The sequence below is a fragment of the Rhizobium leucaenae USDA 9039 genome (assembly GCF_000426285.1).
GTDB lineage: Bacteria > Pseudomonadota > Alphaproteobacteria > Rhizobiales > Rhizobiaceae > Rhizobium > Rhizobium leucaenae.
Map to the genome: position 1 here is coordinate 239,840 of NZ_AUFB01000008.1, position 25,108 is coordinate 264,947.

Below are 25,108 nucleotides of genomic sequence, written 5' to 3' on the forward strand. Positions count from 1 at the left end.
CATGCGTCTCGCAAAAATCAGCGCCTTCGGATCGGGGCCTTGCCGCCATCGACTTTGCCGCTCTCAGTTTAAATGAATGGATGCCATGAACGACCATGAGCTGCTTGCCACTACTCCTGACTACCGCTCGCTCAACTTTCTCACTGGTGGCGGCGACATGGGCGAGCTCATCCGCGGACATAGGTGGGCAGCGACCCCGCTCGGTAGTCCGGACACTTGGCCCCAGAGTCTGAAGACCGCCGTTCGGATCATGCTGACCTCGCGGCAGCCAATCTGGATCGGCTGGGGCAGCGAATTGATTTATCTTTATAATGACGCCTATCGCTCCATTATCGGGGGAAAGCATCCATGGGCGCTCGGAAGACCGACCGCGGAGGTCTGGCAGGAAATCTGGCCGGACATCGGACCCATGCTGGGCACTGCAATGGGAGGTCTTGAGGGGACCTATGTCGAGGAGCAGCTTCTGATCATGGAGCGCCATGGCTACCCAGAGGAGACCTATTACACGTTTTCGTACAGCCCAATTCCGGATGACGACGGAACGCCCGGCGGGATCATCTGCGCGAATACGGACGATACGCAGCGAGTTATCGGTGAACGCCAACTTAAGCTGCTCCGGGAGCTTGCGGCAGAAACGACCGATGCCCGGTTATGGAGCGAAGCGTGCCAACGCAGTATCGCGGCGCTGGCCACCGATCCGCTGGACATCACTTTTGCACTTCTCTACATGATCCCGGCGAATGGCGAATCGGCGACGCTCTGTGCCTGCCACGGCTTGCCCGAGGAGCATCCATTGGCGCCGAAGACGCTTTCGGTGGCGAGCAATACGCCTTGGCCGCTCGCCGAAATACTGCGCAGGCACGAGACAATTCTGATCGAGGATATGGCTGGTTCTCCCGGAAAGGCTCTTCCAAAAGGGGCCTGGGATAAGGCGACCACCAGGGCCGCCGTTCTTGCTGTGCTTCCGTCCGGAGAGAATGGCCGCTCGGGTGTTTTGGTCGTTGGACTTAATCCTTATCGATTGTTCGATGAAAGCTATCGGGGGTTTCTCAGCCTGGCTGCTGGTCAAATCGCGGCAGCAATCGCGAACGCCGACGCCTATGAAGAGGAGCGTCGGCGTGTCGAGGCGCTAGCGGAGCTGGATCGCGCCAAGACTGCCTTCTTTTCCAATATAAGTCATGAATTCCGGACCCCCTTGACGCTGATGCTTGGTCCGCTGGAAGAGGTTCTTTCCGGCCAGGCTTCTGCCGAGGAAGTGCGGACACAGGTCGAACTTGCCCACCGCAACGGAACGCGTCTTTTGCGGCTCGTCAACAACCTGCTCGACTTTTCCAGAATTGAGGCGGGGAGAGTCCGCGCCACATATGAACCGACGGATCTAAGCTCGTTCAGCGCAGAAATCGCCTCAGGCTTCCGTTCCGCGACGGAAAAGGCTGGATTGCAGCTCAGTCTGCAATGCCGCTCTCTCCCGCAGCCCGTCTATCTCGATCGCGACATGTGGGAGAAGGTTCTTCTCAATCTCCTGTCAAACGCCTTCAAGTTTACGTTGGAGGGCGAAATTTCCGTTTCGGTCGATGTCTCGGCCGACGGCCACACCGCCAAGGTGAAGGTCGGCGACACAGGTATCGGTATTCCCGCAAACGAGATACCGAAGCTTTTTGAACGTTTCCATCGGATCGAAGGCGCCCAGGGGCGGAGTTTCGAGGGAAGCGGAATCGGCTTGGCTTTGGTGCACGAATTGGTGAAGCTGCACGGCGGAGACATCACCGTGGAGAGTACACTCGACCGCGGCACGGTTTTCACCGTCTCGCTGCCGTTCGGCAAAGAGCACTTGCCGGCCGAACACGTGCATGAGGAAGTTCATCAATCCAGCAAGTTTGCAACTGTCCGTGCGCGGGAATTCGTGGAAGATGCTCTCCGTTGGTTGCCGGATGGTGACGCTCGACTGGAAGAACGCGACGCATTTTCCGTCGCCGGGCTCAGCGCAATCGCTGAGGGGCGTCGCAAGCAAGGATCCGGAAAACACATCCTGCTCGTCGACGACAACGGCGACATGCGGGCCTATGTGTACCGCCTTCTGGATGCGCAGGGGTACACGGTCGACATGGCGGCCGATGGGGAGGCTGCGCTCGCGGCGGCGCGGAGGAGGACGCCGGATCTTATTCTCACCGATGTCATGATGCCGAAGCTCGACGGCTTCGGATTGCTGAAGTCGATACGCACCGATCCTCTTCTGATGGGCACTCCGGTCATCATGTTGTCGGCGAGGGCAGGCGAGGAGGCCAAAGTTGAAGGCTTGGAAGCTGGAGCGGATGATTATCTGATCAAACCGTTTACGGCACGGGAGCTACTGGCTCGGGTTCACTCCAATATTCAGATGGCCGAAGTCCGTCGTGAGGCGAGCCGCGCCGTGTCCAAAAGCGAGCAGCGATACCTGATGACGCAGGACCGGTTGAAGCTCGCTCTGTCGACGGGACGGGTGGCGGTGTTCGAATGGGAGGTCAAAAGTGATCGGTTTGCAATTCAGGGGCCAATGGCGGAGATGTTCGGGGTAGCCGTTGCCGATGCAGAGGCCGGGCTGCCATTGGAAACTTTTTTCCATGCCATCAGTCCCGAGGATTTGAGATATGTCAGGTCCGTCCTCAACCGCTCCGTCAAGACAGGTGAGCTCTACGAAACAGAGTATCGCGTCCACAGCCTGGGGCAGGAACGTGTGATCATCGCCCGCGGTCGCGTCGAGACGGATTCCAATGGGCACAAGCGAATTTCAGGAGTCGTCATCGACGTCACCGAGGAAAAGGCGGCGGCCACCGCACTCCTGGAACAGACCAGAGCGCTGGCCGTCCTCAATCGTGCAGCAAGCGAGATCTCGGGAGATCTGGATCAGGAGAGATTGGTTCAGACGATTACGGACGCGGCGGTCGAAATCACCGGAGCGGAGTTCGGGGCCTTCTTCTACAATGTCGTCGACACGCTGGGAGAGCGTTATACCCTCTATAGCCTCTCGGGTGCTCCTCGCGAGGCATTCTCGCAATTTCCGATGCCCCGAAACACGCAGGTATTCGCGCCGACGTTTACCGGCGCCGCTGTGGTTCGTTCGCCCGACATCACCAAGGATCCCCGCTACGGGCGAATGGCGCCGCACCATGGCATGCCGAAAGGCCATCTGCCGGTCCGCAGCTACCTCGCCGTACCCGTCAAATCGCGAGAGGGCGAGGTTCTGGGCGGACTGTTCTTCGGTCACTCCGAGACGGGAGTTTTTGACAAGATCGCCGAGGATCGGGTTGTGAGCTTGGCGAGCCAGGCAGCGATAGCACTGGATAATGCGCGTCTCTTCCAAGCGGCAGATTCGGAGCTTCAGCAGCGCCGTCGGGCGGAGAGCGAACTGCAGGCTCTGAACGCCAATTTGGAAGAGCGTGTGGCGACGGAGGTCGCCCGACGCGCAAAAGCCGAGGATGCCTTGCGGCAAGCGCAGAAAATGGAAGCCGTGGGTCAACTCACGGGTGGGGTGGCCCACGATTTCAATAACCTGCTTACCATCATTATTGGCGGGCTGGACACGATCAAGCGCAGCAAGCCTGAGGACCATGCGCGCATCGCTCGCGCGGTGGATATGGCCTTGCAGGGTGCGCAGCGCGCGGCAAGCCTTACCGGCCGTCTGCTCGCATTTTCGCGCCGTCAGCCGCTCGAGCCAAAGCCGTTGGACCTTAACGTGCTCGTTCGCGAAATGACTGAACTCCTGCATAGGACACTTGGCGAGGAGATAGAGCTCGAAGGCGTTCTGGCGCCCCGTCTCTGGAGCATCGAAGCCGATCAGAACCAGCTCGAGAATGCGATCCTGAACCTCGCGGTCAATGCCCGGGATGCGATGCCGGACGGCGGCAGGCTCACCATCGAAACCGCCAATATTGTGCTGGACGAGACCTACGCCGCGGTCGATTCGGAGGTGGTTCCGGGCCAATATGTCATGATCGCGGTAAGCGATAACGGCAGCGGCATGGCGACGGCGACCGTCGCACGCGTATTCGAGCCCTTTTTCACGACCAAGGAAGCCGGCCGCGGCACCGGCCTTGGACTTAGCATGGTATATGGGTTTGTGAAGCAATCTGGCGGCCACGTCACCGTGTATAGCGAGGAAGGCCAGGGCACCAGGGTCAAGCTCTATTTCCCGCGCTACTTCGGAAGTACCGATTCCACGGCTGGCTTGCCGGCGAAAGCCGTTCCGACGAGTAGCGAAGGCGAAGTCGTTCTCGTCGTCGAGGATAATGATGACGTGCGGGCCTACAGCACCACGATCCTGACGGAACTCGGATACACTGTTCTCGAAGCGGCCGAAGCAGAGGCCGCATTGGCTATTCTGCGGACGGACCGGCGCATCGATCTGCTGTTCACCGACGTGATTCTGCCTGGCAAAACCGGGCGCATGTTGGCCGATGCCGCTTCAGAGTTGCGCCCCGCCTTAAAAGTTCTGTTCACCACCGGTTACTCGCGAAATGCGATCGTTCATCAGGGGCGGCTAGATCCAGGCGTTCAACTCGTCTCGAAACCCTTTACCTTCGAGCAACTGGCCTCGCGCGTCAGAGATGTTCTGGATCAAGGGGGCAGGGGATGATGCCGCCAACCGCAGCTTGGCCAACTCGTCTGCAGGCATCTCTTGGCAATGGCAGCCATGAAAGGACAACCGATGACTGAACTGGACTCGATCACACCGGAGCCGGAAGAACCGCGAATCTCCACCGGTAGTTCCGGCCTCGACGACATACTTGGCGGCGGTTTGGATCCAAACCGGGTCTATCTTTACGAGGGGCGGCCAGGAACTGGAAAGACGACTTTGGCTCTCCAATTCCTGCTGGAAGGAGCCCGTCAACGGGAGCCCGTGCTTTACGTCACATTGTCTGAAACATCGCGCGAATTGCGGCTGGTCGCCAAGCGACACCATTGGTCCCTCGAAGGGGTGAGCCTTTTCGAGTTGGTGCCCCCGGAGACGACCTTGGATCCGGAGCGGGAGCTGACAGTCTTTCATCCCGCCGAGATCGAACTCGGCGAGACGACGAAGCTGATCGTCAATGAAGTTTCGAGGCTCAATGCCACTCGTGTGGTCATTGACAGCCTGTCCGAGCTGCGCCTCCTGGCGCAGAGCCCGCTTAGATACCGTCGCCAAGTGCTCGCGTTGAAGCATTTCTTCGCGGAGCGGCAATGCACCGTCGTGCTGCTCGACGATCTCACCGCTCACCAGGATGATCTGCAACTGCATTCCATCGCACATGGTGTTGTCACGCTCGAACAGCATGCCATCGACTACGGCGCCGAACGCCGTCGCCTGCGGGTGGTGAAGATGCGCGGCATCGCTTTTCGCGGCGGCTTTCATGATTTTACGATCGAGACCGGCGGCTTGCGAATTTACCCGCGTCTGATTGCCGCCGAACATCATCGCGATTTTTCCGGCGACTTCACATCGAGCGGTGATCCGGCGCTTGACCAGATGCTTGGAGGAGGCCTGGAACGCGGCACCAACGCTCTGTTCATCGGGGCGGCTGGTGTCGGCAAATCCTCGTTGGCGCTCACCTATGCCATCGCCGCCGCCAAGCGGGGCGAACATGCCGTCTTCTACGCCTTCGACGAGGGGCGCGGCACGATCGAGGCGCGCGCACGTACCCTGGGACTGCCCCTGCAGTCCTGCTTGGATTCGGGACTGTTGCGCATCCAGCAGATCGATCCTGCCGAAATGTCGCCCGGCGAATTCGCCGAAAATGTCAGGCAGAGCGTTGAGGCCGATCGCGCCAGGGTCGTCATAATCGACAGCCTCAACGGCTATCTGAATGCCATGCCGGATGAGCGCTTTCTGATCCTGCAGATGCATGAACTGCTCAGTTACCTCGGCCAGCAGGGTATCCTTACCATTCTGGTGCTTGCCCAACACGGGTTGGTGGGTCCCATGGATACGCCCGTTGATATGAGCTATCTGAGTGACGCCGTCATCATGATCCGCTATTTCGAGGTGGCGGGGAAAGTCCGGCGTGCCCTTTCCGTCGTCAAGAAGCGCAGCGGCCATCATGAGCATACCGTGCGGGAGTTCAGCCTCACCTCCAAGGGCGTTCGACTCGGCCCGCCTCTGACACAGTTCGCCGGCGTGCTCTCGGGCACGCCGCAATACATCGGCGACATCGCGCCGCTATTCGGTGATGCTGATGACAGAGACGGATGATCTCGACCGCCGTGTCCTCGTCTTTGCCCCGGTGGGCCGCGACGGTCCGGCGGCGGCAGATGTCATTCGTCGCGCCGACCTTGCCACCTTCGTCTGCAGCGAGTTGCCGGAGCTCGTGCGCGAGATTGCGCGCGGAGCTGCCGCGGTTCTGATCGCCGAGGAGGGATTATTTGGTCAGGATTTCTCGATATTGACCGATTGGGTCGCCAATCAGCCGCCGTGGTCTGAGCTGCCATTCGTCGTGCTCACCAGTCGACAGGAACAGCCGGCCATCGGCCCATGGCGTACGAAGCTCATGGCGGAGCTGCGCAATGCCTCGCTGCTGGAGCGACCGGTACAGATCATGACGCTGACAAGCACGATGAGGACGGCGGTTCGCGCTCGCAATCGTCAGTACGAAATTCGGGCGTTGCTTCAGACTCAGGCACGCGCCGCTGAAGAACTCGAAGCAAAAATCAAGGCGCGTACGATGGAACTTGCCGCTAAAAATGCGGAGCTGCGCGAGCAGATGGCCGAGCGGACCCGAATGGAAGAGGCGTTGCGACAGGCCCAAAAGATTGAAGCGATCGGGCAGCTGACGGGCGGCGTCGCGCATGACTTCAACAATTTGCTGATGGTGATATCGGGCGGTTTGGAAATGCTGGAGCGCCAGACCGACCCTATGCGCCGGCGCCGGCTGCTGGAGGGCATGCACCAGGCTGCGCAACGTGGCGCCGCGCTCACACGCCAGCTCCTGGCGTTTTCGCGGCGGTCGGCTTTGAGGCCCGAGCCGGTCGACCTGCGCGTGCAGATCGGGGGCATGCGTGAGCTCCTCGATCGCAGCTTGCGCGGCGACGTGCATGTGGCGTTGCACTTCGCCGACGATCTCTGGCCGATTTCCGTCGATCCCGGCGAATTGGAACTCGTCGTCCTCAATCTTGCGGTCAATGCCCGAGACGCGATGCCGCGTGGCGGCCTGATCGAAATCAGGGCGGAAAATCTCCGTGCATACCGCGATACCGAGCTAGCCGGAGATTACGTACGCCTCAGCGTGACCGATGAGGGCACCGGCATGTCGGACGAGGTCAGGGCACACGTCTTCGAGCCCTTCTACACAACCAAAGAGGTGGGGCGCGGCTCGGGTCTCGGCCTTGCCCAGGTCCACGGCTTTGCCAAGCAATCGGGGGGCGCCGTGCAGATCGAAAGTGAACTTGGCCACGGCACGACCGTCTCCCTGCTCTTGCCACGTTCGTCGGAGCCGCCGCTGCGCACCGAGCGGCCGCTGGTCGATCTTCATGTGCAGACGCGGACGTCACCCGAGCTTGGTTCGGTGTTGCTGGTCGAGGATGACGATGAGGTGGCTGCGCTCGTCACGGAGATGCTGAAGCAACTCGGCTACCAGGTGCTGCGTGCGGCGAGTGCCGTAGCAGCCCTTGGTGCACTTTCCGATGGCCGCGCCATCGATCTGGTGCTGTCTGACATTATGATGCCGGGAGACATGAACGGCATCGAACTCGCCCGTGAAATCCGTAATCGCCGTCGCGGCTTGCCGGTTCTGCTCACAAGCGGATATGCCGAGGCGGCAAAGGATGCTGCTGCGACGGAAGGCATTCAAGTCCTTCCAAAGCCATACCGGATCGATGAACTTGCGGCAGCACTTGACGGTCTCATGACCGATGCGCCATCGCGTCTTTCGAAGTGATGTTTTCTGGTGCCGCGCACCCCTCGAAAGCATCGAAATTGATCGGGCGCCATCACTCTTTGTTATCGGTTTCCTCTTAAAATGTTCAAAATACGATCGTGGGGGAACAGATGATCGCTCGGCTTGTGCTTATTGCCTTATTCTTTGCAGGCTCGCTTGGCTTGGCAACGGCGGGCGATCAGCTTCGCATCGCCACCGAAGGCGCATACCCGCCCTTCAATTTCAAGGACACGTCCGGGCATCTCGCCGGCTTCGATGTCGACATCGCCAAGGCGCTTTGCCAGCAGATGAAGACCGAATGCTCGCTGGTCGCCGTGCCGTGGACCGAGATCATTCAGGGTTTGGCAGATGACAAATACGATCTCATCGTCGCCAGCATGGCTTTTACTGACGAGAGAGCTCAGAAAATGGAGTTCTCGGAACCCTACTACCGTTCTCATTCAGTGCTGATAGGCGACTCGGAAAAGTTTCAGGACAGCGCGCCGGCGGCCCTGACTGGCGTTCGCATTGCGGCCGCAACGGGGACCATTCAGGCTGAGTATCTGCAGAAAGCCTATGGCACCAGCAAAGTTGTGCTGGCGAAAGACCAGCCGGCTGCTCAGCACTTGCTTCTCGATAATCAAGCGGACCTTTTGATTGGCGATGCCATTGAGCTTCTCACCTTCCTGCAGACGCCGGAAGGTGCGCGCTACGGTTATGTCGGCGATCCCATTTCTACGGACTTTCTGCAGAGCTCGGCGCATATCACTGCAAAAAAGGGAAATGTCGCTCTCATTCAGAAGGTGAACGACGCCTTGAAGCAAATCAAGCTCAGCGGCGTCTATGACCGCATCAACGATGCCTACTTCCCCTTCAGCATTTATTGAGCCACGGCATGGATGACATCAAAGGGTCGAGAAGGCGCCAGCTCTCGCTCAGCTTTGTCGGTCGGCTGGTTCTCCTCGTCGTCGTCGGCTACTCGCTGGTCGCCGCGGGGATTTCGCTCGTCCTGCTGAATAGAATCGAGACTCAGGCAAACTTTACCCGTGATACGCAAATTCCGCTCATCCTGACGCAGACGCGAAACGCCGTAAAAATCGAACGTCTCTCCTCTCTCCTGCGCTCCATCTATCTTGCGAAGGACCGCAGATTGGAGCGGCAGATCCAATTGCAGATTCAGGCTCTCGCGCAGGGGTTCTCATTCGATCAAAATGCCCGTCTTGTCGAAGGGGCACGGCAAGTTGCCGAGGAAACCAAGATAATCGCAAAACTTCGTCAGGAAGCCCGTGACCTGCGCGAAGGCCAGGCATCGTCGTCCCCTGCGGACACGACGGATGCCGACGACGCCGATAAACTGACGACACAGGCTTACGACCGAGCCATGCACACCATCGATGCGATGGCCTCGCAGTTAAGCGGCGATGCGGCTGTCGTCGCTGACGATCTCGCACGTGAAATCCAGCGCAGCGCGGGTCACATGCAGATTGGGTGGATTTTGATCCTGCTCGTTCCCAGCCTCTTTGCCACTGCCTTGCTGATCGCAGCCAGACATCATCTTACGGCGCCTATCGTTGCCGCGATCGATAATCTGGAGCGAATTGGAAAACATGAGCGGGTGGTCGGTCTAAAGCGCGCTCCGCTCCTTGCTGAATTGGCAATGATCGATGCGGCAATCGTCGCCTACGGACAGGTCTCCGACGATCTGCACCGAACCAATGCCATTCTGCATGGCTTGGCGGAACAGGATCCGTTGACCGGTCTGGCAAACCGCCGGACCTTCGAGAACTATCTCACGGCGGCCTTGAGCCGACGAGCCGCCCCTGATCTCGCGGTTGTTATGATCGACGTCGATCACTTCAAATCGGTGAATGACACGTTCGGCCATCTGGTTGGCGACAGAGCTCTTGCAGCCGTCGCCAATGTGCTGGCCAGCTTGCCCTGGCACGCCAACAGCCTGATTGCACGGTATGGCGGCGAGGAGTTCGTCATTGTCCTGGAAGACTGCTCGCAGCAACAGGCGATCGAGCGCGCGGAAAGCCTGAGGCGCTCCATTCAGGAACTTTCGGTCGAGACGCATGCCGGGCCATCTCTACGACTGACGGCCAGCTTTGGCCTCGCCGTGGCGCACCATGCCTGCAATGCGCCAGCGGAAATTGTTGCCGCGGCCGACGCCGCGCTTTACAGCGCAAAGAGAAGCGGACGCAACAATGTGCAGGTGGCATCGCGGCCGGGCGAAATGTCAAAAGCCAGCTAAGTCTGCCGCCTCGATTGCCGCGGGACGTCCTAATGTCGGCGCATATAGTCCCGAAATCTCGCATCTGATGCGCCATTTCGAACTCTAGTCTGTGATAGACTCCTTCTCCTGCTTCCGACGCGTGCAGTACGATCGGCGAAGACGTCATTTTTCGTCGGGCCATGAGGTTCTACCTCGTTTCATGAGCTGCATATGGAAACGTTACCACATTTATTGACTCGGCATTCCGATCCGGATATTTTTTCGGGTGGAAACGTTACCACATACGGGAGGAACCGAATGAAATCCGCGCGGCTCAATCGCCTTTTCGGCGTGTCTGGAAATTGCTTCGACGTAGCCATCGATCACGGCATGTTCAACGAGCGGACTTTTCTCGCCGGCATCGAGAACATGAAGACGGCCATCAGGGTGATCGCCGATGCCGCACCCGATGCTATTCAGCTACCGCCGGGTACAGCACCAATGCTGCAGGCGATCCCCGGCAAGCAACGTCCCGCATTGGTCCTGCGCACCGATATTGCCAACATCTATGGAAACCCGCTGCCTTCGGCGCTCTTTTCCGAAATGATCGACCGGGGCGTGGAACAGGCGGTCGCCCTGGATGCTGCCTGCGTCGTCGTCAATCTTCTGATGCTGCCGGAACAGCCCGAAGTCTATCGCGCTTGCGTGCGCAACGTGAACAGCCTGAAGCGCGAATGCGAGATCTATGGCATGCCGTTGATGGTCGAGCCGCTGGTCATGCAGGACAATTCCAAGGGCGCCTACATGGTCGATGGCGCGATCGACAAGATCCTGCCGCTGGTGCGTCAGGCGGCCGAACTCGGCGCAGACATCATCAAGGCCGATCCGTGCGACAATGTCGATGAATATCACCGTGTGGTAGAAATCGCCCAGGGGCTGCCTGTGCTGGTGCGCGGCGGTGGCCGTGTTTCGGATCAGGAAATCCTGACCCGCACAAAGCAGTTGATGGAGCAGGGCGCCCGCGGCATCGTCTACGGACGCAACGTCATTCAGCACAATAATCCCGGCGGTATGACGCGCGCCTTGATGGCGATCGTCCATGACAAGGCATCTGTCGAACAAGCCTCCGGGCACCTCGCCTGACGCATTCTTAGGGAGGAAATATCATGACGAAAATATTCCGTTTCGGCGTCATCGGCTGCGGTCTGATGGGGCGTGAGTTCGCAAGTGCTGCGGCACGCTGGCTGCATTTAGCCGATATGAAGGCACGGCCGGAAATCATCGCTGTCTGCGACACCAACACGACGCTGCTCGACTGGTTCAGGGACAACGTGCCGACCGTCCGGCAATTCACGGCCGACTATAAGGAGCTTCTGGCCAATCCCGAGGTCGACGCGATCTACTGCGCTGTCCCGCACGTGCTGCACCAGCAATTCTACATCGATGTCTTGAAGGCTGGAAAGCATCTTCTCGGCGAAAAGCCGTTCGGCATGGATGCGGCCCAAAATCGGGAAATCATGGCGGAACTCGCCGAGCATCCCGAACTCCTCGTCCGCTGCTCGTCGGAAATGCCTTTCTTCCCCGGTGCGCAGAAGGTCATCGCGCTCGCAAAAAGCGGTGAGATGGGGGATATCCTCGAAGTGGAGGCGGGTTTCCTGCATTCCTCGGATATCGACCGGCAAAAGCCGATCAACTGGAAGCGCATGGCCGATATCAACGGCGAATACGGCTGCATGGGCGATCTCGGCATGCACGTGCTGCATGTGCCGCTGCGCCTTGGCTGGCGCCCGCAAACGCTGCATGCGCAACTGGTCAAGAAGGTCACCGAACGTCCTGACGGCAAGGGCGGCATGCTGCCCTGCACCACGTGGGACAATGCCACGATCAGCAGCCGCGTGCGCACTGGCGATCAGGATTTCCCGATGGTGCTGAAGACCTGGCGTATTGCGCCCGGGGAATCCAACACCTGGTACATTCGCATTCTCGGCATGAAGAAGAGCGCATTCTTCAGCACCAAGTCGCCGCGCCAATGGCAGTGGATGGACTATAATGGCGGCGCGCAAGCCTGGAGCACCGAGGATCTCGGATATGGTTCGCTGTTTCCGGCGATCACCGGCAAGATCTTCGAATTCGGCTTTGCCGATGCCATACAGCAGATGTGGGCAGCCTTCGTCGACGAGCTTGCCGGACGAAATGCGAACGGCTTTGCCTGCGCCACGCCGGCCGAGGCGCAGGCGCACCACGCGGTGCTGACGGCCGCGCTCAAATCCGGCCGCGAGGATGCCGTCGTGTCGGTCGATTATGACGGAGCGACAATCTGATGAAGCGCTCCGAAATCAACGCCGCACTGCGGCGCGCAAGCGAGACCCTTGAACGCTGGCATTGGTCCCTTCCGGAGTGGGGATATTGGACGGCGGCGGAGTTTGCCGCTCGTCCGCAGGCCGCAAGCTATCTGCGCGCCCATCAGCTCGGTTGGGATGTTACCGATTTCGGCTCCAACCGCTTCGCCGAATACGGTCTCGTGCTGTTCTGCCTGCGCAACGGCATCGTCGGTGTTGAGGGCGAGCGCACCTATGCCGAAAAGCTGCTCTTCGTCGAGGAGGGCCAGGTAACGCCGACGCATCGTCACGCCGCGAAGATGGAAGACATCATCAATCGCGCCGGCGGCGATCTCGTCATCGAATTCGCCGTAGCCGATGCTGATGGCAATGCAACAAACGATGACGTGACGGTGCCGGTCGATGGATTGCCGCGTACGCTTGCCGCTTGGGAGCCGCTGGTGCTGGTGCCCGGCCAGAGCGTGACGATCGGCACCGGGCTTTATCATCGCTTCTACGGCAGGAAAGGCGGCGGGCCCGTGCTTGTCGGCGAGGTCAGCCAGGTCAACGACGACAACAGCGACAACTTCTTTCTGGAGCCGATCGGGCGGTTTGCCGCGATCGAGGAAGATGAGCCGCCGCTCAGGCCCCTATGGAACGAGGGAGGCGACTGATGCGAGCCGGGGAGGAGGTCCACCATCGCGACAGCCAAAAGCAGGGCGGCATCGTCTGCGCGGGAAATTTCATCGTCGATCGCGTCCACACCCTGTCTTATTGGCCGGAACAGGGAAATCTCGCCTATATCCTGCACCAGGATTTGGGTGTTGGCGGCGGAGCGGCGAACGTCGTTGCCGACCTCGCCTCGCTTGGATTTCCCGGAAAGCTAGCTGCGGCCGGGTGCATCGGCGCCGATCCGGACGGAGAGATCGTCAAGGCCCGTCTTGCGGATGCCGGCATCGATGTCGGCGAACTTCTGGCGCTCGCCGATCGAGTGACGGCGCACACGCATGTCATGAACGTGCCGGGCCAGAACCGCACCTTCTTCTATCATGGGGGCGCCAATGATGCGCTCATGGATGCGCATGTCTCGCCTGAGATCTTCGCCAAGACCGGTTACCGGCTCTTCTACCTCGGCTATCTGATGCTACTGCCCGGGCTCGACCAGATCGGCCCGGACGGCCGTTCGGGGGCGTCGCGCCTGTTGGAAGCCGCGCGGCGCGCGGGGCTTACGACCTGCGTGGATTTCGTATCGAGCGAAGACCCGGAATTCGCCGCCAAGGTTGGCGTCGCTCTGCCCTTCTGCGATTTCCTGATCATCAACGAGATTGAGGCGGGCCGGGCAACGGGCGTTGCCGTTCGGGATGCGAAGGGGGATCTGGTTGAGGCAGGGCTTTTAGAGGCGGGCGAACGCCTGCTTGCGGCTGGCGTGAGTAAAGCGGCGATCATCCATGCTCCGGAAATCTGTTGCTGGTTTGCACCTAGCGCCCCGCCGATCCTCACGCGTTCGAGGCCCGTTGACCCGCATGATATCGTCAGCACCGTCGGCGCAGGAGATGCCTTCTGTGCCGCGGTGCTCTACGGCCTGCATGAGAACTGGCCTGTCGAGCATATCTGCGCCGCCGCCCATGGTGCGGCTGCGCATTGCCTGGCGGGCGCGACGGCCACGGACGGCATTCCCAATATGACGGTCCTGTTGGAGGACATGAAGGAGTTGACGCGATGACCTCTATACAGACATCCCGACTTTCCGGAAAAGTGGCACTGGTCACGGGAGGCGCGAGCGGCATCGGCAAGGCTGTGTGCGAGCGTTTCGCGGCGGAAGGCGCCAAGGTCGTCGTGGCAGATCTGGACGGCGAACGATGCACTGGGCTCGCGAAGGCGATTGGCCCCGATGTCTGGGGGGTGGCGCTCGACGTTACCAGCCAGGAAAGCATCGACGCTGCCGTGCGCTTTTCGTTGGAAGCCGCCGGCCAGATTGATATCCTGGTGAACGCTGCAGGCATTTATGAAGTCCAATCCATCCTGGAGATATCGCGCGAGCGCACTGCTAGGGTCTTCGAGGTCAATATCGAAGGCGTGATTTTCATGACGCAGGCCGTCGCCCGGCATATGGTGGAAAGAGCTGAGGGTGGACGCATTATCAACTTCTCGTCCCAGGCCGGTCGACGCGGCGAAGGGCCGGCGGTGGCTTACTGCGCCTCCAAAGCGGCCGTCATCAGCATCACGCAAAGCTGCGCTCTGGAGCTGATCCGTTACGGGATCAACGTGAACGCCATTGCTCCCGGCGTGGTCGATACGCCGATGTGGGACGTCGTCGATGCGAAACTCGGGAGCCGTGAAGGTTTGCAGCCTGGCGAGGTGAAGCGCCGTGTGGCTGCCGCCGTTCCAGCCGGGCGATTTGGTAGGCCAGAGGAGCAGGCTGCCATGGCCGCCTTTCTGGCCGGGCCGGATGCGGCATATATCGTAGCACAGTGCTACAATGTCGATGGCGGCAACGTCATGGGCTGATCGTTTAGGCGGGACCTTCCCAGGCCTGCCATATGAAAGCGTTAGCGAGGAGGAGAGGAATGAAAGCTGTCCGCTTGGAGTCGATCGCGTCCATGACCATGCGCAGCGTCGAGAAACCGGTTGCGCGGCCGGGCGAATTGCTTGTCCGGGTCCTTGCCGCCGGCATCTGCGGCTCCGATCGCCACATGTACAAGGGCGAGTATCCGACGGCGATTCCGGTCACGATGGGCCATGAATTCTGTGGCATCGTGGAAGTGGTCGGCGAGGAGGTCACAGGCTTTACCGGCGGTGAGCTCGTGACCGTAGACCCCAATATCGCCTGTGGCCGCTGCCATGCCTGCACGCGCGGGCGGGTGAACTTGTGCGAGGGTTTGACCGCGATCGGCGTGACGCGAGACGGCGGTTTTGCCGAATATGTGGCGGTGCCGTGCCGGCAGGCATTCACGCTGCCGGCCGATCTCAATCCCGTGCATGGTGCCTTCAGTGAGCCGCTTGCCTGCTGCCTTCATGCCATCGACAAGGCCGAGATCCGTGCTGGCGAGAGCGTCGCAATACTCGGAGGGGGCGTCATTGGTCTACTCATGGTGCAATTGGCCCGCCTGGCTGGCGCAAGCCAGGTGATTTTGATTACGCGGCAGCTCTCGAGGCGGCAGACTGCGCTGCGCTTGGGCGCGACGCATGCGTTCGACCCGACCGCTTCGGACGCCATCGCGGCTGTTCGAGACATCACCCATGGTGGCGCGGATGTCGTGATCGAGTGCGCCGGTGTTCCCGAGACCTTGCAGACCGGTCTGCAAATGACGCGGCGCGGCGGCAACTTCGTGCTTTTCGGAGTGACGCCTAGAGGTGTCGAGGTGCCTGTCCTGCCCTTCGATCTGCTCGTCAACGAAGTGGATATAAGGCCGGCCTATCTCAATCCGTTCACCCATTCGCGGGCTGCGGCTTTGGTCGCGAGCGGGGCGCTGGAGCTGGATATGCTGGTAACCAAGACCATCGGTCTCGAAGAGGTCGCGGAGGTCGTGGGCAGCGCGCCATTGCCTGGTGAGATCAAGGTCATCATCCGACCCTAGCCGATGGTTACCACGACCTGCTCCGCTTCAGCCGCGGACGGGTCCCGTCGAGTCCCTGTGAATGAGGGTGACCGGCACTTTCACGACGGCGCCCGGTCGCGATTCCTGCCCCGTGTGCTGTTCCGCGATCAGCGCTTCTAGTCGCTGCGCCGCCCGCTGCCCGACATCGCGGATCGGCTGTGCGATCGTCGTCAGCCGAGGAAAGACATAGGCTGCCTCCGGCAGATCGTCGAAACCGATCACCGAATAATCGCCTGGAACGGAAAAACCGCGATCCTGGATCGCATGGATTGCCGCAATTGCTGAAATATCGCTCGTGCCGATAATCGCCGTGATCTCGGGATGCGCCGCGAGTAGATCATGCGCCAGCGGATAGGTCGCGGCGAAGCTGTGCTCCTCGGCCATTGTCACGGCGGCGGGCGCGACCCCTTGTTTTGCCATTTCCGCCGAAATACCCCGCAGGCGAAGCTGAACGGGCTGGCTATGGGCCGGTGCGCCGACGATGGCGATCGACCGGTGGCCGAGGCTGATCAGGTGACGCGCCATCAGGCGTCCACCTTCTTCATGATCGGCCATGACCGCGTCATCGGCGATGCCGCTCAGTTCGCGGTCGATCCCGACGATAGATATATGGGCCTCCCGCAGGATCTCGAAGTGCTCGATGCTGCCAAAGGCGCTGGCCACGATGACGCCATCGACGCGCTGAGCAAGCAGCATGGACATGTAGCGCACCTCGTGATCCATGTTCTCCGCCGTGCTGCAGATCAGCGTCTGGTAGCCCCGCTGGAACAATTCCTGTTCGATGGCATGGGCGAGAATCCCGAAGAAGGGCACGTCGATCGAGGGCAGCATCAGTCCGATCATCCGGCTCGGCGCACCCCGCAGCATGCGTGCGCCTTTGCTCGGCGTGTAATTCAGCGCCCGAATGGCCGCTTCCACGCGGTCCCTGAGTTCGGGCGAGGCATAGCCGCTGTTGTTGAGCACGCGCGATACCGACGATACCGACGTTCCCGCGAGTTTGGCGATATGTCTGATGCTGGTCGTCACGTGCTCGCATTCTTTCCCGGGTCTTCGAACGGTCATGAGACGAGCTGCCGAAATTCACCCCACGTCCTCATCGACTTAACCATCGGCAGGGTCCTGCATCAAGCGCAAGACGAGGCAATCAAAGACCTTTCTGCCACCGATCCGGTTATATTCCCGAGCTATTCGGACTTGTCGTCCGGAACCCATTTGAAGTGATCGCCTTCTGCCGCGACATACCCCACGCCCGGGAACGGAAAGTGCGGCGCGAAAATTCTCTCATGGCTCTTGGCGAGCGCGTTCAGCGTTTTCACGCGGTTCTGCTCGGCTTCGGGCTTATCGCCGTCGAAGGATAGCGCCCAATCCGGCTTGGCAAGCGAAATGATGGAGCTGTGAACGGTGTCGCCGACGTCGAACAGCTTCTCTTCTCCCGAGGTGATCTGGTAGCCGACATGGCCGGGAGTGTGACCGCTCATGGCCACCGAGGTGATACCGGGAACGACCTCACCGCCAGGTTTGAACGTCTTGATATGGCCGGAAATGACCTTGATCAAGTCGGCCTGCTGTTTGTTTGTCTTGGCATAGGACCACTCCGTTTCCGACATGCGAATCGTGGCATTTGGAAAAGCGAGCTTTCCGTTCGAAACCAGCCCACCAACGTGATCAGGGTGAGAATGGGTGATCAGGATTTCATCGACCGCATCGGTGCGGTAACCAGCCTTTGCGAGACTGTCCTGAAGTGCGCCGCCAACACCGGTATCGATCAGGATGAGGTGCTGGTCCGACTTCACCAGCAGGGCGTCGACGCTAAGGGTGACCGTATCGGTCGGTGCGCCCGCCGCCTTAAGCAAATCCGCGACTTCGGTCGGGCTATGATCAAGACCAAAAATCTTGCCGTCATTGGGTTGGACAAACTGGGCGTCGTGCAGGGCGACAATGTCGAGCTTGCCCAGTTTGAAGGCTTTCGCATCCGGCTGTTGGGGCGGCATCTGTGCAAAAGCAAGTCCTTGGTTCGCGACCACCAGAATAGCCGCCGCCAGCAACTTTGCTGAAATTTTCCGATCCGTCATACCAGTTCCTTTTTGAGCGAGAATGCCAGCCCATCCTACTCGAATCTCTGCGGTTCGGGCATGTCAAAAATCGGTGTTCAGCAAGACCGCAAAACAGACCGGGACATTCGCCTCCTATCCTCGCTGCGTCATCCTCTTGGCGTAGAAGCGCTCACCTTTTCACTGCGCGTCGCCGCTCCAAATATGAATCACTGCTCGCCCGGATTGTCTTGGTCCACGATCCGAGCCCGTGACCCTGATCAAGGAGACGCCCCATGACTGCGCCGCACCCGTCGAAAACCCGCGTGGGAAACCAGATCCTGCATCCCGAAACCCAGATGCTCAACTACGGCTATGATCCCGAACTCTCCGAAGGGGCCGTGAAGCCGCCCGTCTTTCTCACATCGACCTTCGTCTTCAAGTCGGCCGAGGATGGCCGCGACTTCTTCGATTACGTCTCAGGTCGGAAGGTGCCGCCGGAGGGAAGAGGCGCCGGTCTCGTCTACTCGCGCTTCAATCATCCGAACAGCGAAATCGTCGAGGATCGTCTCGCAGTTTATGAGGGCACGGAAAGTGGCGCCGTGTTCTCTTCCGGCATGTCGGCCATCGCCACAACCCTGCTGACATTCGTCCGCCCCGGTGATGCCATTCTCCACTCCCAGCCGCTCTATGGCGGCACGGAAACCTTGCTTGCCAAGACGTTTCTCAATCTTGGCGTCTCAGCCGCCGGATTCGCTGACGGTATCGACGAAGCTTCTGTCTGGGCCGTCGCGGAGGAAGCGATGGCCAAGGGACGCGTTTCCATCATTCTCATCGAGACGCCCGCCAATCCGACCAACACTCTGGTCGATATCGCGATGATCAGACGTATAGCGGATGCGATCGGCGAGAAGCAGGGGCACCGGCCGATCTTCGTGTGCGACAACACGCTTCTTGGCCCCGTTTTCCAGCGGCCGATCGAACACGGTGCGGACATATCGCTGTACTCGCTGACGAAGTATGTCGGCGGCCATTCCGATCTGATCGCGGGCGCCGTGCTCGGCAAAAAAGCGATTGTTGCCCAAGTAAAGGCACTTAGAGGCTCGATCGGCACCCAGCTCGATCCGCATTCATGCTGGATGCTCGGGCGATCTTTGGAGACGCTGCAGATCCGCATGGAGCGCGCAAACAGCAATGCAACGGCCGTGGCGGACTTCCTGCGCAACCATGCAAAGGTCGAACACATTCACTACTTGTCCTATGCTGATGCGAACTCGGCCACAGGCCGCACGTTCGCAGCCCAATGCAGCGGCGCCGGCTCGACCTTCTCCTTCGATATCAAAGGGGGCCAACCTGCCTCGTTCAGGTTTCTGAACGCATTGCAGGTCTTCAAACTCGCCGTCAGCCTCGGCGGGACGGAATCGCTGGCCTCCCATCCTGCGACGATGACGCATTCGGGCGTGCCGGCCGAAGTACGTCAGCGCATCGGAGTCCTGGAATCGACAATCCGTCTTTCAATCGGCATCGAGCATCCTGACGATCTCATCGCCGATCTCGGTCAGGCGCTCGACGAAGCGTAATGCCAAGCTCCGGCGCGGGAACTCCAAAAGGATCGTAAACGTATCCGCGCCGACCGGAAGCGCGGTAAAGGTGCCGTGATCATGTCGGCTGATTTGGGGCACTCCAGCCTGTGCTATCCCCACTTGGAAGCTGGGCCGGTCGATTAACCGGCCCAGCAGAGCTGCGATCAGTAGTAGCGCCAACCACGATGGTACCGCTCACGATGCACCCAATACCGGCGGCCATCCCAGTAGCCGCGTCCATGATAATAAACACCGACTCTCGGACCTCCCGGCACCACAACCACCGTGCCGCCGCGTGCAACGTTCGGACGGCAGGCGCCGTAGGGACCGCGGTGAAATCCGGCACCGCATCCTTGAGCTGCGTCAGCAGTCGAAACGATTGTGGTCAACGCCCCTAAGGAAGTCAGGGCTATGATAAGCAGCTTTTTCATCAAGTCCTCCTCTGATCTCATCCGAAACGCACCTTGCATCCGGGATGCACACCTTAACGCCGAATCCTACCATTTGTGTCGCGCACGCCGAAATTTTTTTCGAATGCCGTACGGGTGCGTCTGCTGTTTGGTAAAAAGCGGACGCTCTGGCACTATATCTCCCCTATCTGCTGGTGCTCAGCCGCGCCGCGCCGCTTCGATTACCGCAACGTCAATCTTCTTCATGGTCATCATCGCATCGAAAGCACGCTTTGCCTGATCACCGCCCGCGGCGACCGCTTCCATCAATACGCGCGGTGTGATCTGCCACGACACGCCCCATTTGTCTTTGCACCAGCCACAGGCGCTTTCCTGGCCGCCATTGCCGACAATGGCGTTCCAGTAGCGATCGGTTTCTTCCTGAGTGTCCGTTGCGATCTGAAATGAGAAGGCCTCGTTGTGCGTGATCCCGGAACCGCCGTTCAGGCCAATGCAAGGGATGCCTGCAACGGTGAATTCAACAACCAGGACGTCCCCCTGCTGGCCGGCCGGATAGTTTCCTGGTGCAGGAATGATGGCGCCGACCGCACTGTCGGGAAAAGTCTCCGCATAAAAGCGGGCGGCAGCCTCCGCGTCTTTGTCGTACCACAGGCAGATCGTGTTCTTTGCCATTGCATAACTCCCTTCGCTCTTCATTTTCCATTCCCTGCTGAAATATGAGGCAAGCCGTCTTTCTCCAGCTCAAACGGCAAAATGATCGAGGTCTCCGGCCTTTCCAAAGTCAGTCGCTGTGGCATCGGATCGTCGATGATTCCGACAGGGCTAATTGATTTCGTCAGGAATAAAGCCACCGGTCTGGCGTTTCCACAGGCGGGCAAATAGCCCATCCTGTTCGATCAGTTCATCGGGCCTGCCTTCTTCTATGATGCTCCCTTGATCGAGCACGACGATCCTGTCCATCCTGGCGATGGTTGAAAGGCGGTGTGCGATGGCAATCACTGTCTTTCTCTCCATCACAAGGTCGAGCTTTTCCTGGATAGCGGCTTCGAATTCGCTGTCGAGGGAAGAGGTCGCCTCGTCCAGCACCAGGATCGGCGCACTCTTCAACAGAACGCGCGCAATGGCGACGCGCTGGCGCTGCCCACCGGAAAGCTTGATGCCGCGGTCGCCCACGAAGGCGTCATAGCCTTTGCGGCCTTCACCGTCCGCAAGATCGGCAATGAAGGCATCGGCACTTGCCATCATCGCCGCCTGTTCGATCTCGTCCTCCGTCGCCTCCGGCCGGCCGTACCGGATATTGTCCCCGACCGAACGATGCAGCAACGCGACGTCCTGCGCGATGACCCCTATATTGCGGCGAAGGCTCGCCTGCGTGACCGTGCGGATGTTCTGCCCGTCGATCAAGATCGCGCCGTCCCCTATGTCGTAAAAGCGCAATAGCAGGCTGACCAGGGTCGTCTTGCCGGCGCCTGAAAGGCCGACCAAGCCAACCTTTTCGCCGGGCCGGACCGTCAGCGACAGCTCATTGATCACCTGCTTGCCGGACTTGTAGGCGAAGCGCACACCTTCGAAACGGATTTCTCCGCCGCTGACCTTCAGGTCGGCCCCGTCTGCTCGATCGATTATGGTGGGTGGCGTCGTCATCACCGGCATGGCGTCCTTGATGGTGCCTATCGCCTGGAAGATCTGCTGGCCCATCTGCAAAAAGGTAAAGGTGTGCCCGGACAGTCGCTGGAGGATGTAGACCGACGCGACGAACTGCCCGACTGTCAGAAAGCCTTTGACGAGGCCCGAAAAACCTATGGAAATCATAGCCAGCCAGAGCGCCATGTTGAGCGCCACGACGGTCAGTTCCGCTGTTCGGTAGATGCGCTGTTACCTATGTTGCGTCCAGACCGCCTTTTGAATGATGCGGCGGATGGCGCCCGCCTCACTGTCTTCGGCCGCGAACTGTTTGATCATCTGCATATTGCTGTAGAGATCGGTAATGGCGCCGGAAACGAGGCTGCGCTGCTTGGCGGAGCGACGCGAGCGTTCCGCGAAGGTTGGTACCAATCGGACGGCAAGGGCAATGTTGAGCACGATCCATACCAGGACCGGCAGTGCGAGCTGCCAGGACAGGGCACTCAGCAGGATCATTGAGCCGACCATTTGCAAAAGGAAGCGTGGCACCGATTGGAAGGCGGCAATGATCTGCTGCTGGACTGCGGATGCCACCTGCGACAGGCGCGAGGCGACCTGTCCGGCAAAAAGGTCATGGAAAAAGGCGAGATCCTGCCGCTCCACCGCTTTGTGACCCTGCCATTGGATAGCGGCAGGCATGCCGACAGTGAGGGTATGCGAGGTGAGCGTGTTCAAAAGGAATGAGGCAACGGGCATGGCCGGAAAGATGAGCAGGCCGAGGACAGCAAGCAACGGCCATTCACCATGCAGGAACGCGACGGCACCCTTTTGCGTCACGCCATCAACGATAACCGAAAGTCCCCAGACGATCGTCAGATTGATGGTCTCGACCGCCATGGAGGAGAGCGCCAAAGCGAAGAGAACGCCGCGGAACATCGAAATGAAGTGCAAAAGCACGGCCATAGGCCCACTGGAAGGCAGTGGCCGGTAGGGGATATCGAGCGGCCGAATCAGCTTCTCGAAGGGATGGTAGATCGCATCTGAAATCGACATGGGCCGCTCGGTCAAAAATCGGAAGGAGGGCGAGGGCAGTCAGCTACGTGGACCGCATAGGACCATCTTCCGGCTGCAATCTCAATTAGAAATTTTGATAGGTATAAGTAACGGGAGGCTTCCTGCGCCACCCGGAGATCACCGCAACCGAGGCCTTCAAAACATGTTAGGGCGCGCGGTTGGAACAAGATCCTCTTTTGACCATTTGATGTTCCATGAAAATCTATGCTGTGATCGCAATTCTCACGCTCATGCCCGCATTCGGCGGTGCAGCCGCGCAAGAGTTCGGTCCTGAGACGATCAACACAGCGTCCCTTACAACTGTCGCGCCGAAGCATACGGCCAAGACGTCCAAAGAGCCGGATCCCGCGATCATCCGGCTTCAGGTGCTGCTCGACCGAGCAGGCGCCTCTCCCGGCGTGATCGACGGTTTCTATGGAGACAATGTCAGCAAGGCCATAGCGGGGTTCGAGGCAATGAATCATCTCGCCGTCGATGGAAAGCTCGATCCCGACGTCATCGCCCGCCTCGAGACTGATGCTCCGATCACCCAGACTTACCTTGTCACGCCAGAGGATGCCACCGGACTCGTCGACCACATTCCGGACGATTACGGTGAAAAAGCGAAAATGAAGAGCATGGGATATACCAGCGTGGCGGAGCGGCTGTCGGAACGGTTCCATATGGCTATTGGCCTGCTGAACAAGCTCAATCCGGGCTCGGACTTTGCTCCTGGCAAGACGGTTTTGGTCGTAGCACCCGGTCCGCCGAAGGAGGGTCATGCCAAGCGCATCGAGATCAACAAGAAGACCAGTCAGGTTCTTGCCTATGATGAAAGCGGCGCGCTGCTCGCGGTCTATCCGGCGACGATCGGCAGCGAGGACAATCCTTCTCCGTCAGGGACTCACAAGGTGAAAGGCGTCGCAAGGATGCCGGTCTATCGTTACAATCCGAAACTCAACTTCAAGCAGGGCAAGAACAACAAGATTCTGACTATACCGAAGGGGCCGAATGGGCCTGTCGGAAGCGTGTGGATCGATCTGGACAAGCCCACCTATGGAATTCATGGAACGCCCGATCCGGAACTCATCGACAAGGGGCAGTCGCACGGCTGCGTGCGCCTTACCAACTGGGACGCTGAGGAACTGGCTGGCATGGTCAAGCCTAGCGTCGTCGTCCACTTCAATAATTGAACGCAATTCCTATGCTCATCGCGGCGGGATGCTTCAGGCGAGCTTGAACACTCTCGCAGGTTTTGAAACCCCGCGCAGTTTGAAGTCTCCCAATCGCTCGCATGCAAGGCCGCAGGCCGACGCGAAGCTTTCGGAAAGCAGGAGAGCTCCTGCAGTTCATCGCAGAGTTTTTCGAGCCTCGATGTCTCGTTGGCCGCTGGCCCAATCACCGTGAAGTCCAGTCGTCCGCGTGCGCCGATATTGCCGTAAAAAACTTCGCCGAGATGCAGTACCACATCGATGTCGACGGGCGGACCGGATCGGCGGAGACGGTCATTGTTCAGGGCTGCGTTTGCGGAAAGAATGTGCCGGGCGGACGCAATGGCATTCCGGCACGCCTCGTTGGGGCTTTCGATATCGGCGGGGAACATTGCAAGGATGCTATCTCCCATGAACTTCAGTATCTCGCCATTGTGTTCCTCGACATTTTGGCCGACCAGTTCGAAGCGCTGGTTGAGCATGGCGACGATCTCTTCACGCGAATGCGATTCCGTCCGGGCGGTGAAGTTGCTGAGGTCGGCCATAAGGATTGCCGCGTGAAGCGCGCCGCCTGCGCCCCTTTGCGTCTCGCCACCCAGAATGTGCACGCTGGTTCTTGCGCCGGTATAGACTGCCAGCATGTCCGTCGCCGTCTTGGACGCGGCCATGCGGTAACAGGTGAGCCCTAGGCTTGGCAGCAATGCCTTTAGCGTTTCAAGATGCAGATCGGAGAACCCGGTGAGACAATCGGTGGTCACCGAGAAGGCCATGCCGCGCAGAGCAACTTCGGTGGGAAAGGCTACGAGATTGACGACATGATCGGTGCCGCCTTTTTGCAGCAGCTCAGCCAGGTCAGGATATAGCTCGACACCTTCTCCCCGCGAGATTTGCCACCTGCCGAAGAGCAGATCATTTTCCAAAAGATGAAAGACCGTTGTGCGGGCAAAGCTCTCCTCGCTGGAGCTCCCATATTCATCATTCTCGGTGACGGTCTCCGCACCTCTCGTAAAGCTTGCCATGACTCCGCGGTAAACGGGATGAATTGACGGCATTGCGATGCTCGCCTGCCATATCGGCAATCCGTCTGCGATCAGCCGCCGACAAAGTCCGGCGACAAGCTGCGCAATATCGTTGCAGGCCATACCCTGTTGGATCAGCCAATCGGCGTGGTCTTGAATGTTGAGCCTCATAAGTAGACCTG

General features: G+C 59.6%; 17 protein-coding genes and 2 pseudogenes. 13 read left to right on the forward strand and 6 right to left on the reverse strand.

The annotated features are described in order from the left end of the window. Window positions 1-85: 85 nt before the first annotated feature. The 11 genes from K290_RS38335 (at window position 86) to K290_RS0115090 (ending at window position 15,976) form a co-directional block, all read left to right on the forward strand. Window positions 86-4,612: an ATP-binding protein gene (locus K290_RS38335; protein ID WP_028752683.1), complete on the forward strand. Its 4,527-nt coding sequence runs from the start codon at window positions 86-88 to the stop codon at window positions 4,610-4,612. Window positions 4,613-4,684: 72 nt separating this feature from the next. Continuing rightward, window positions 4,685-6,205, forward strand: a complete 1,521-nt coding sequence (locus K290_RS0115045) for an ATPase domain-containing protein (RefSeq protein WP_028752684.1) — start codon at window positions 4,685-4,687, stop codon at window positions 6,203-6,205. Beyond that, window positions 6,189-7,886, forward strand: a complete 1,698-nt coding sequence (locus tag K290_RS0115050) for an ATP-binding protein (RefSeq protein WP_028752685.1) — start codon at window positions 6,189-6,191, stop codon at window positions 7,884-7,886. Before K290_RS0115045 ends, K290_RS0115050 begins: the two co-directional genes overlap by 17 nt. Before the next feature lie 110 nt (window positions 7,887-7,996). Next, on the forward strand, window positions 7,997-8,752 hold the full coding sequence (locus K290_RS0115055) for a transporter substrate-binding domain-containing protein (protein WP_028752686.1): 756 nt from the start codon (window positions 7,997-7,999) through the stop codon (window positions 8,750-8,752). An 8-nt stretch (window positions 8,753-8,760) separates the two neighbouring features. Then, a complete protein-coding gene (locus K290_RS0115060; protein WP_028752687.1) occupies window positions 8,761-10,119 on the forward strand; it encodes a GGDEF domain-containing protein in 1,359 nt (452 codons plus the stop codon). Between the two features lie 279 nt (window positions 10,120-10,398). Next, entirely contained in the window at window positions 10,399-11,223 is an 825-nt protein-coding gene (locus K290_RS0115065; protein ID WP_028752688.1) for a class I fructose-bisphosphate aldolase, read from the forward strand. A gap of 23 nt (window positions 11,224-11,246) precedes the next feature. After that, window positions 11,247-12,401, forward strand: a complete 1,155-nt coding sequence (locus tag K290_RS0115070; RefSeq protein WP_028752689.1) for a Gfo/Idh/MocA family protein — start codon at window positions 11,247-11,249, stop codon at window positions 12,399-12,401. Beyond that, window positions 12,401-13,072, forward strand: a complete 672-nt coding sequence (locus tag K290_RS0115075; protein ID WP_028752690.1) for a D-lyxose/D-mannose family sugar isomerase — start codon at window positions 12,401-12,403, stop codon at window positions 13,070-13,072. Before K290_RS0115070 ends, K290_RS0115075 begins: the two co-directional genes overlap by 1 nt. Next, entirely contained in the window at window positions 13,072-14,121 is a 1,050-nt protein-coding gene (locus K290_RS0115080; protein ID WP_028752691.1) for a carbohydrate kinase family protein, read from the forward strand. The genes K290_RS0115075 and K290_RS0115080 overlap by 1 nt, the downstream gene beginning before the upstream one ends. Then, complete coding sequence (locus tag K290_RS0115085) at window positions 14,118-14,906, forward strand: L-iditol 2-dehydrogenase (RefSeq protein ID WP_028752692.1); 789 nt, start codon at window positions 14,118-14,120, stop codon at window positions 14,904-14,906. The genes K290_RS0115080 and K290_RS0115085 overlap by 4 nt, the downstream gene beginning before the upstream one ends. A 59-nt stretch (window positions 14,907-14,965) precedes the next feature. Beyond that, window positions 14,966-15,976 carry a zinc-dependent alcohol dehydrogenase family protein gene (locus tag K290_RS0115090; protein WP_028752693.1) on the forward strand — a complete coding sequence of 337 codons (1,011 nt, stop codon included), beginning with the start codon at window positions 14,966-14,968 and terminating at the stop codon, window positions 15,974-15,976. A gap of 27 nt (window positions 15,977-16,003) precedes the next feature. On the opposite strand, the gene K290_RS0115095 is transcribed toward K290_RS0115090, so the two are convergent. Together K290_RS0115095 and K290_RS0115100 are read right to left on the reverse strand one after the other, a co-directional pair. Next, complete coding sequence (locus K290_RS0115095; protein ID WP_028752694.1) at window positions 16,004-17,023, reverse strand: LacI family DNA-binding transcriptional regulator; 1,020 nt, start codon at window positions 17,021-17,023, stop codon at window positions 16,004-16,006. Window positions 17,024-17,181: 158 nt separating this feature from the next. Continuing rightward, the gene (locus tag K290_RS0115100) at window positions 17,182-18,069 is read right to left on the reverse strand and encodes an MBL fold metallo-hydrolase (protein WP_037135458.1); all 888 of its coding nucleotides are present in this window, start codon (window positions 18,067-18,069) and stop codon (window positions 17,182-17,184) included. A gap of 254 nt (window positions 18,070-18,323) precedes the next feature. On the opposite strand from K290_RS0115100, the gene K290_RS0115105 reads away from it, so the two are divergent. After that, window positions 18,324-19,607, forward strand: coding sequence for a cystathionine gamma-synthase family protein (locus tag K290_RS0115105; protein WP_028752696.1), 1,284 nt, complete (start codon window positions 18,324-18,326; stop codon window positions 19,605-19,607). Window positions 19,608-19,774: 167 nt separating this feature from the next. Here the strand turns inward: K290_RS0115105 and K290_RS38945 are convergent, their stop codons facing one another. The 3 genes and pseudogenes from K290_RS38945 to K290_RS34365 form a co-directional block, all read right to left on the reverse strand. After that, entirely contained in the window at window positions 19,775-20,041 is a 267-nt protein-coding gene (locus K290_RS38945) for a GCG_CRPN prefix-to-repeats domain-containing protein (RefSeq protein ID WP_081670325.1), read from the reverse strand. A gap of 177 nt (window positions 20,042-20,218) precedes the next feature. Further along, a complete protein-coding gene (locus tag K290_RS0115110; RefSeq protein WP_028752697.1) occupies window positions 20,219-20,692 on the reverse strand; it encodes a VOC family protein in 474 nt (157 codons plus the stop codon). A gap of 150 nt (window positions 20,693-20,842) precedes the next feature. Next, window positions 20,843-22,696: pseudogene (locus K290_RS34365) on the reverse strand (ABC transporter ATP-binding protein). 215 nt (window positions 22,697-22,911) lie between these two features. Here K290_RS34365 and K290_RS0115120 point away from each other — a divergent pair. Further along, window positions 22,912-23,889 carry a L,D-transpeptidase family protein gene (locus K290_RS0115120; protein WP_028752698.1) on the forward strand — a complete coding sequence of 326 codons (978 nt, stop codon included), beginning with the start codon at window positions 22,912-22,914 and terminating at the stop codon, window positions 23,887-23,889. A gap of 218 nt (window positions 23,890-24,107) precedes the next feature. Here the strand turns inward: K290_RS0115120 and K290_RS36250 are convergent. Next, window positions 24,108-25,097, reverse strand: a pseudogene (locus K290_RS36250) (adenylate/guanylate cyclase domain-containing protein); the annotation flags it as partial. Between the last annotated feature and the right edge of the window lie 11 nt (window positions 25,098-25,108).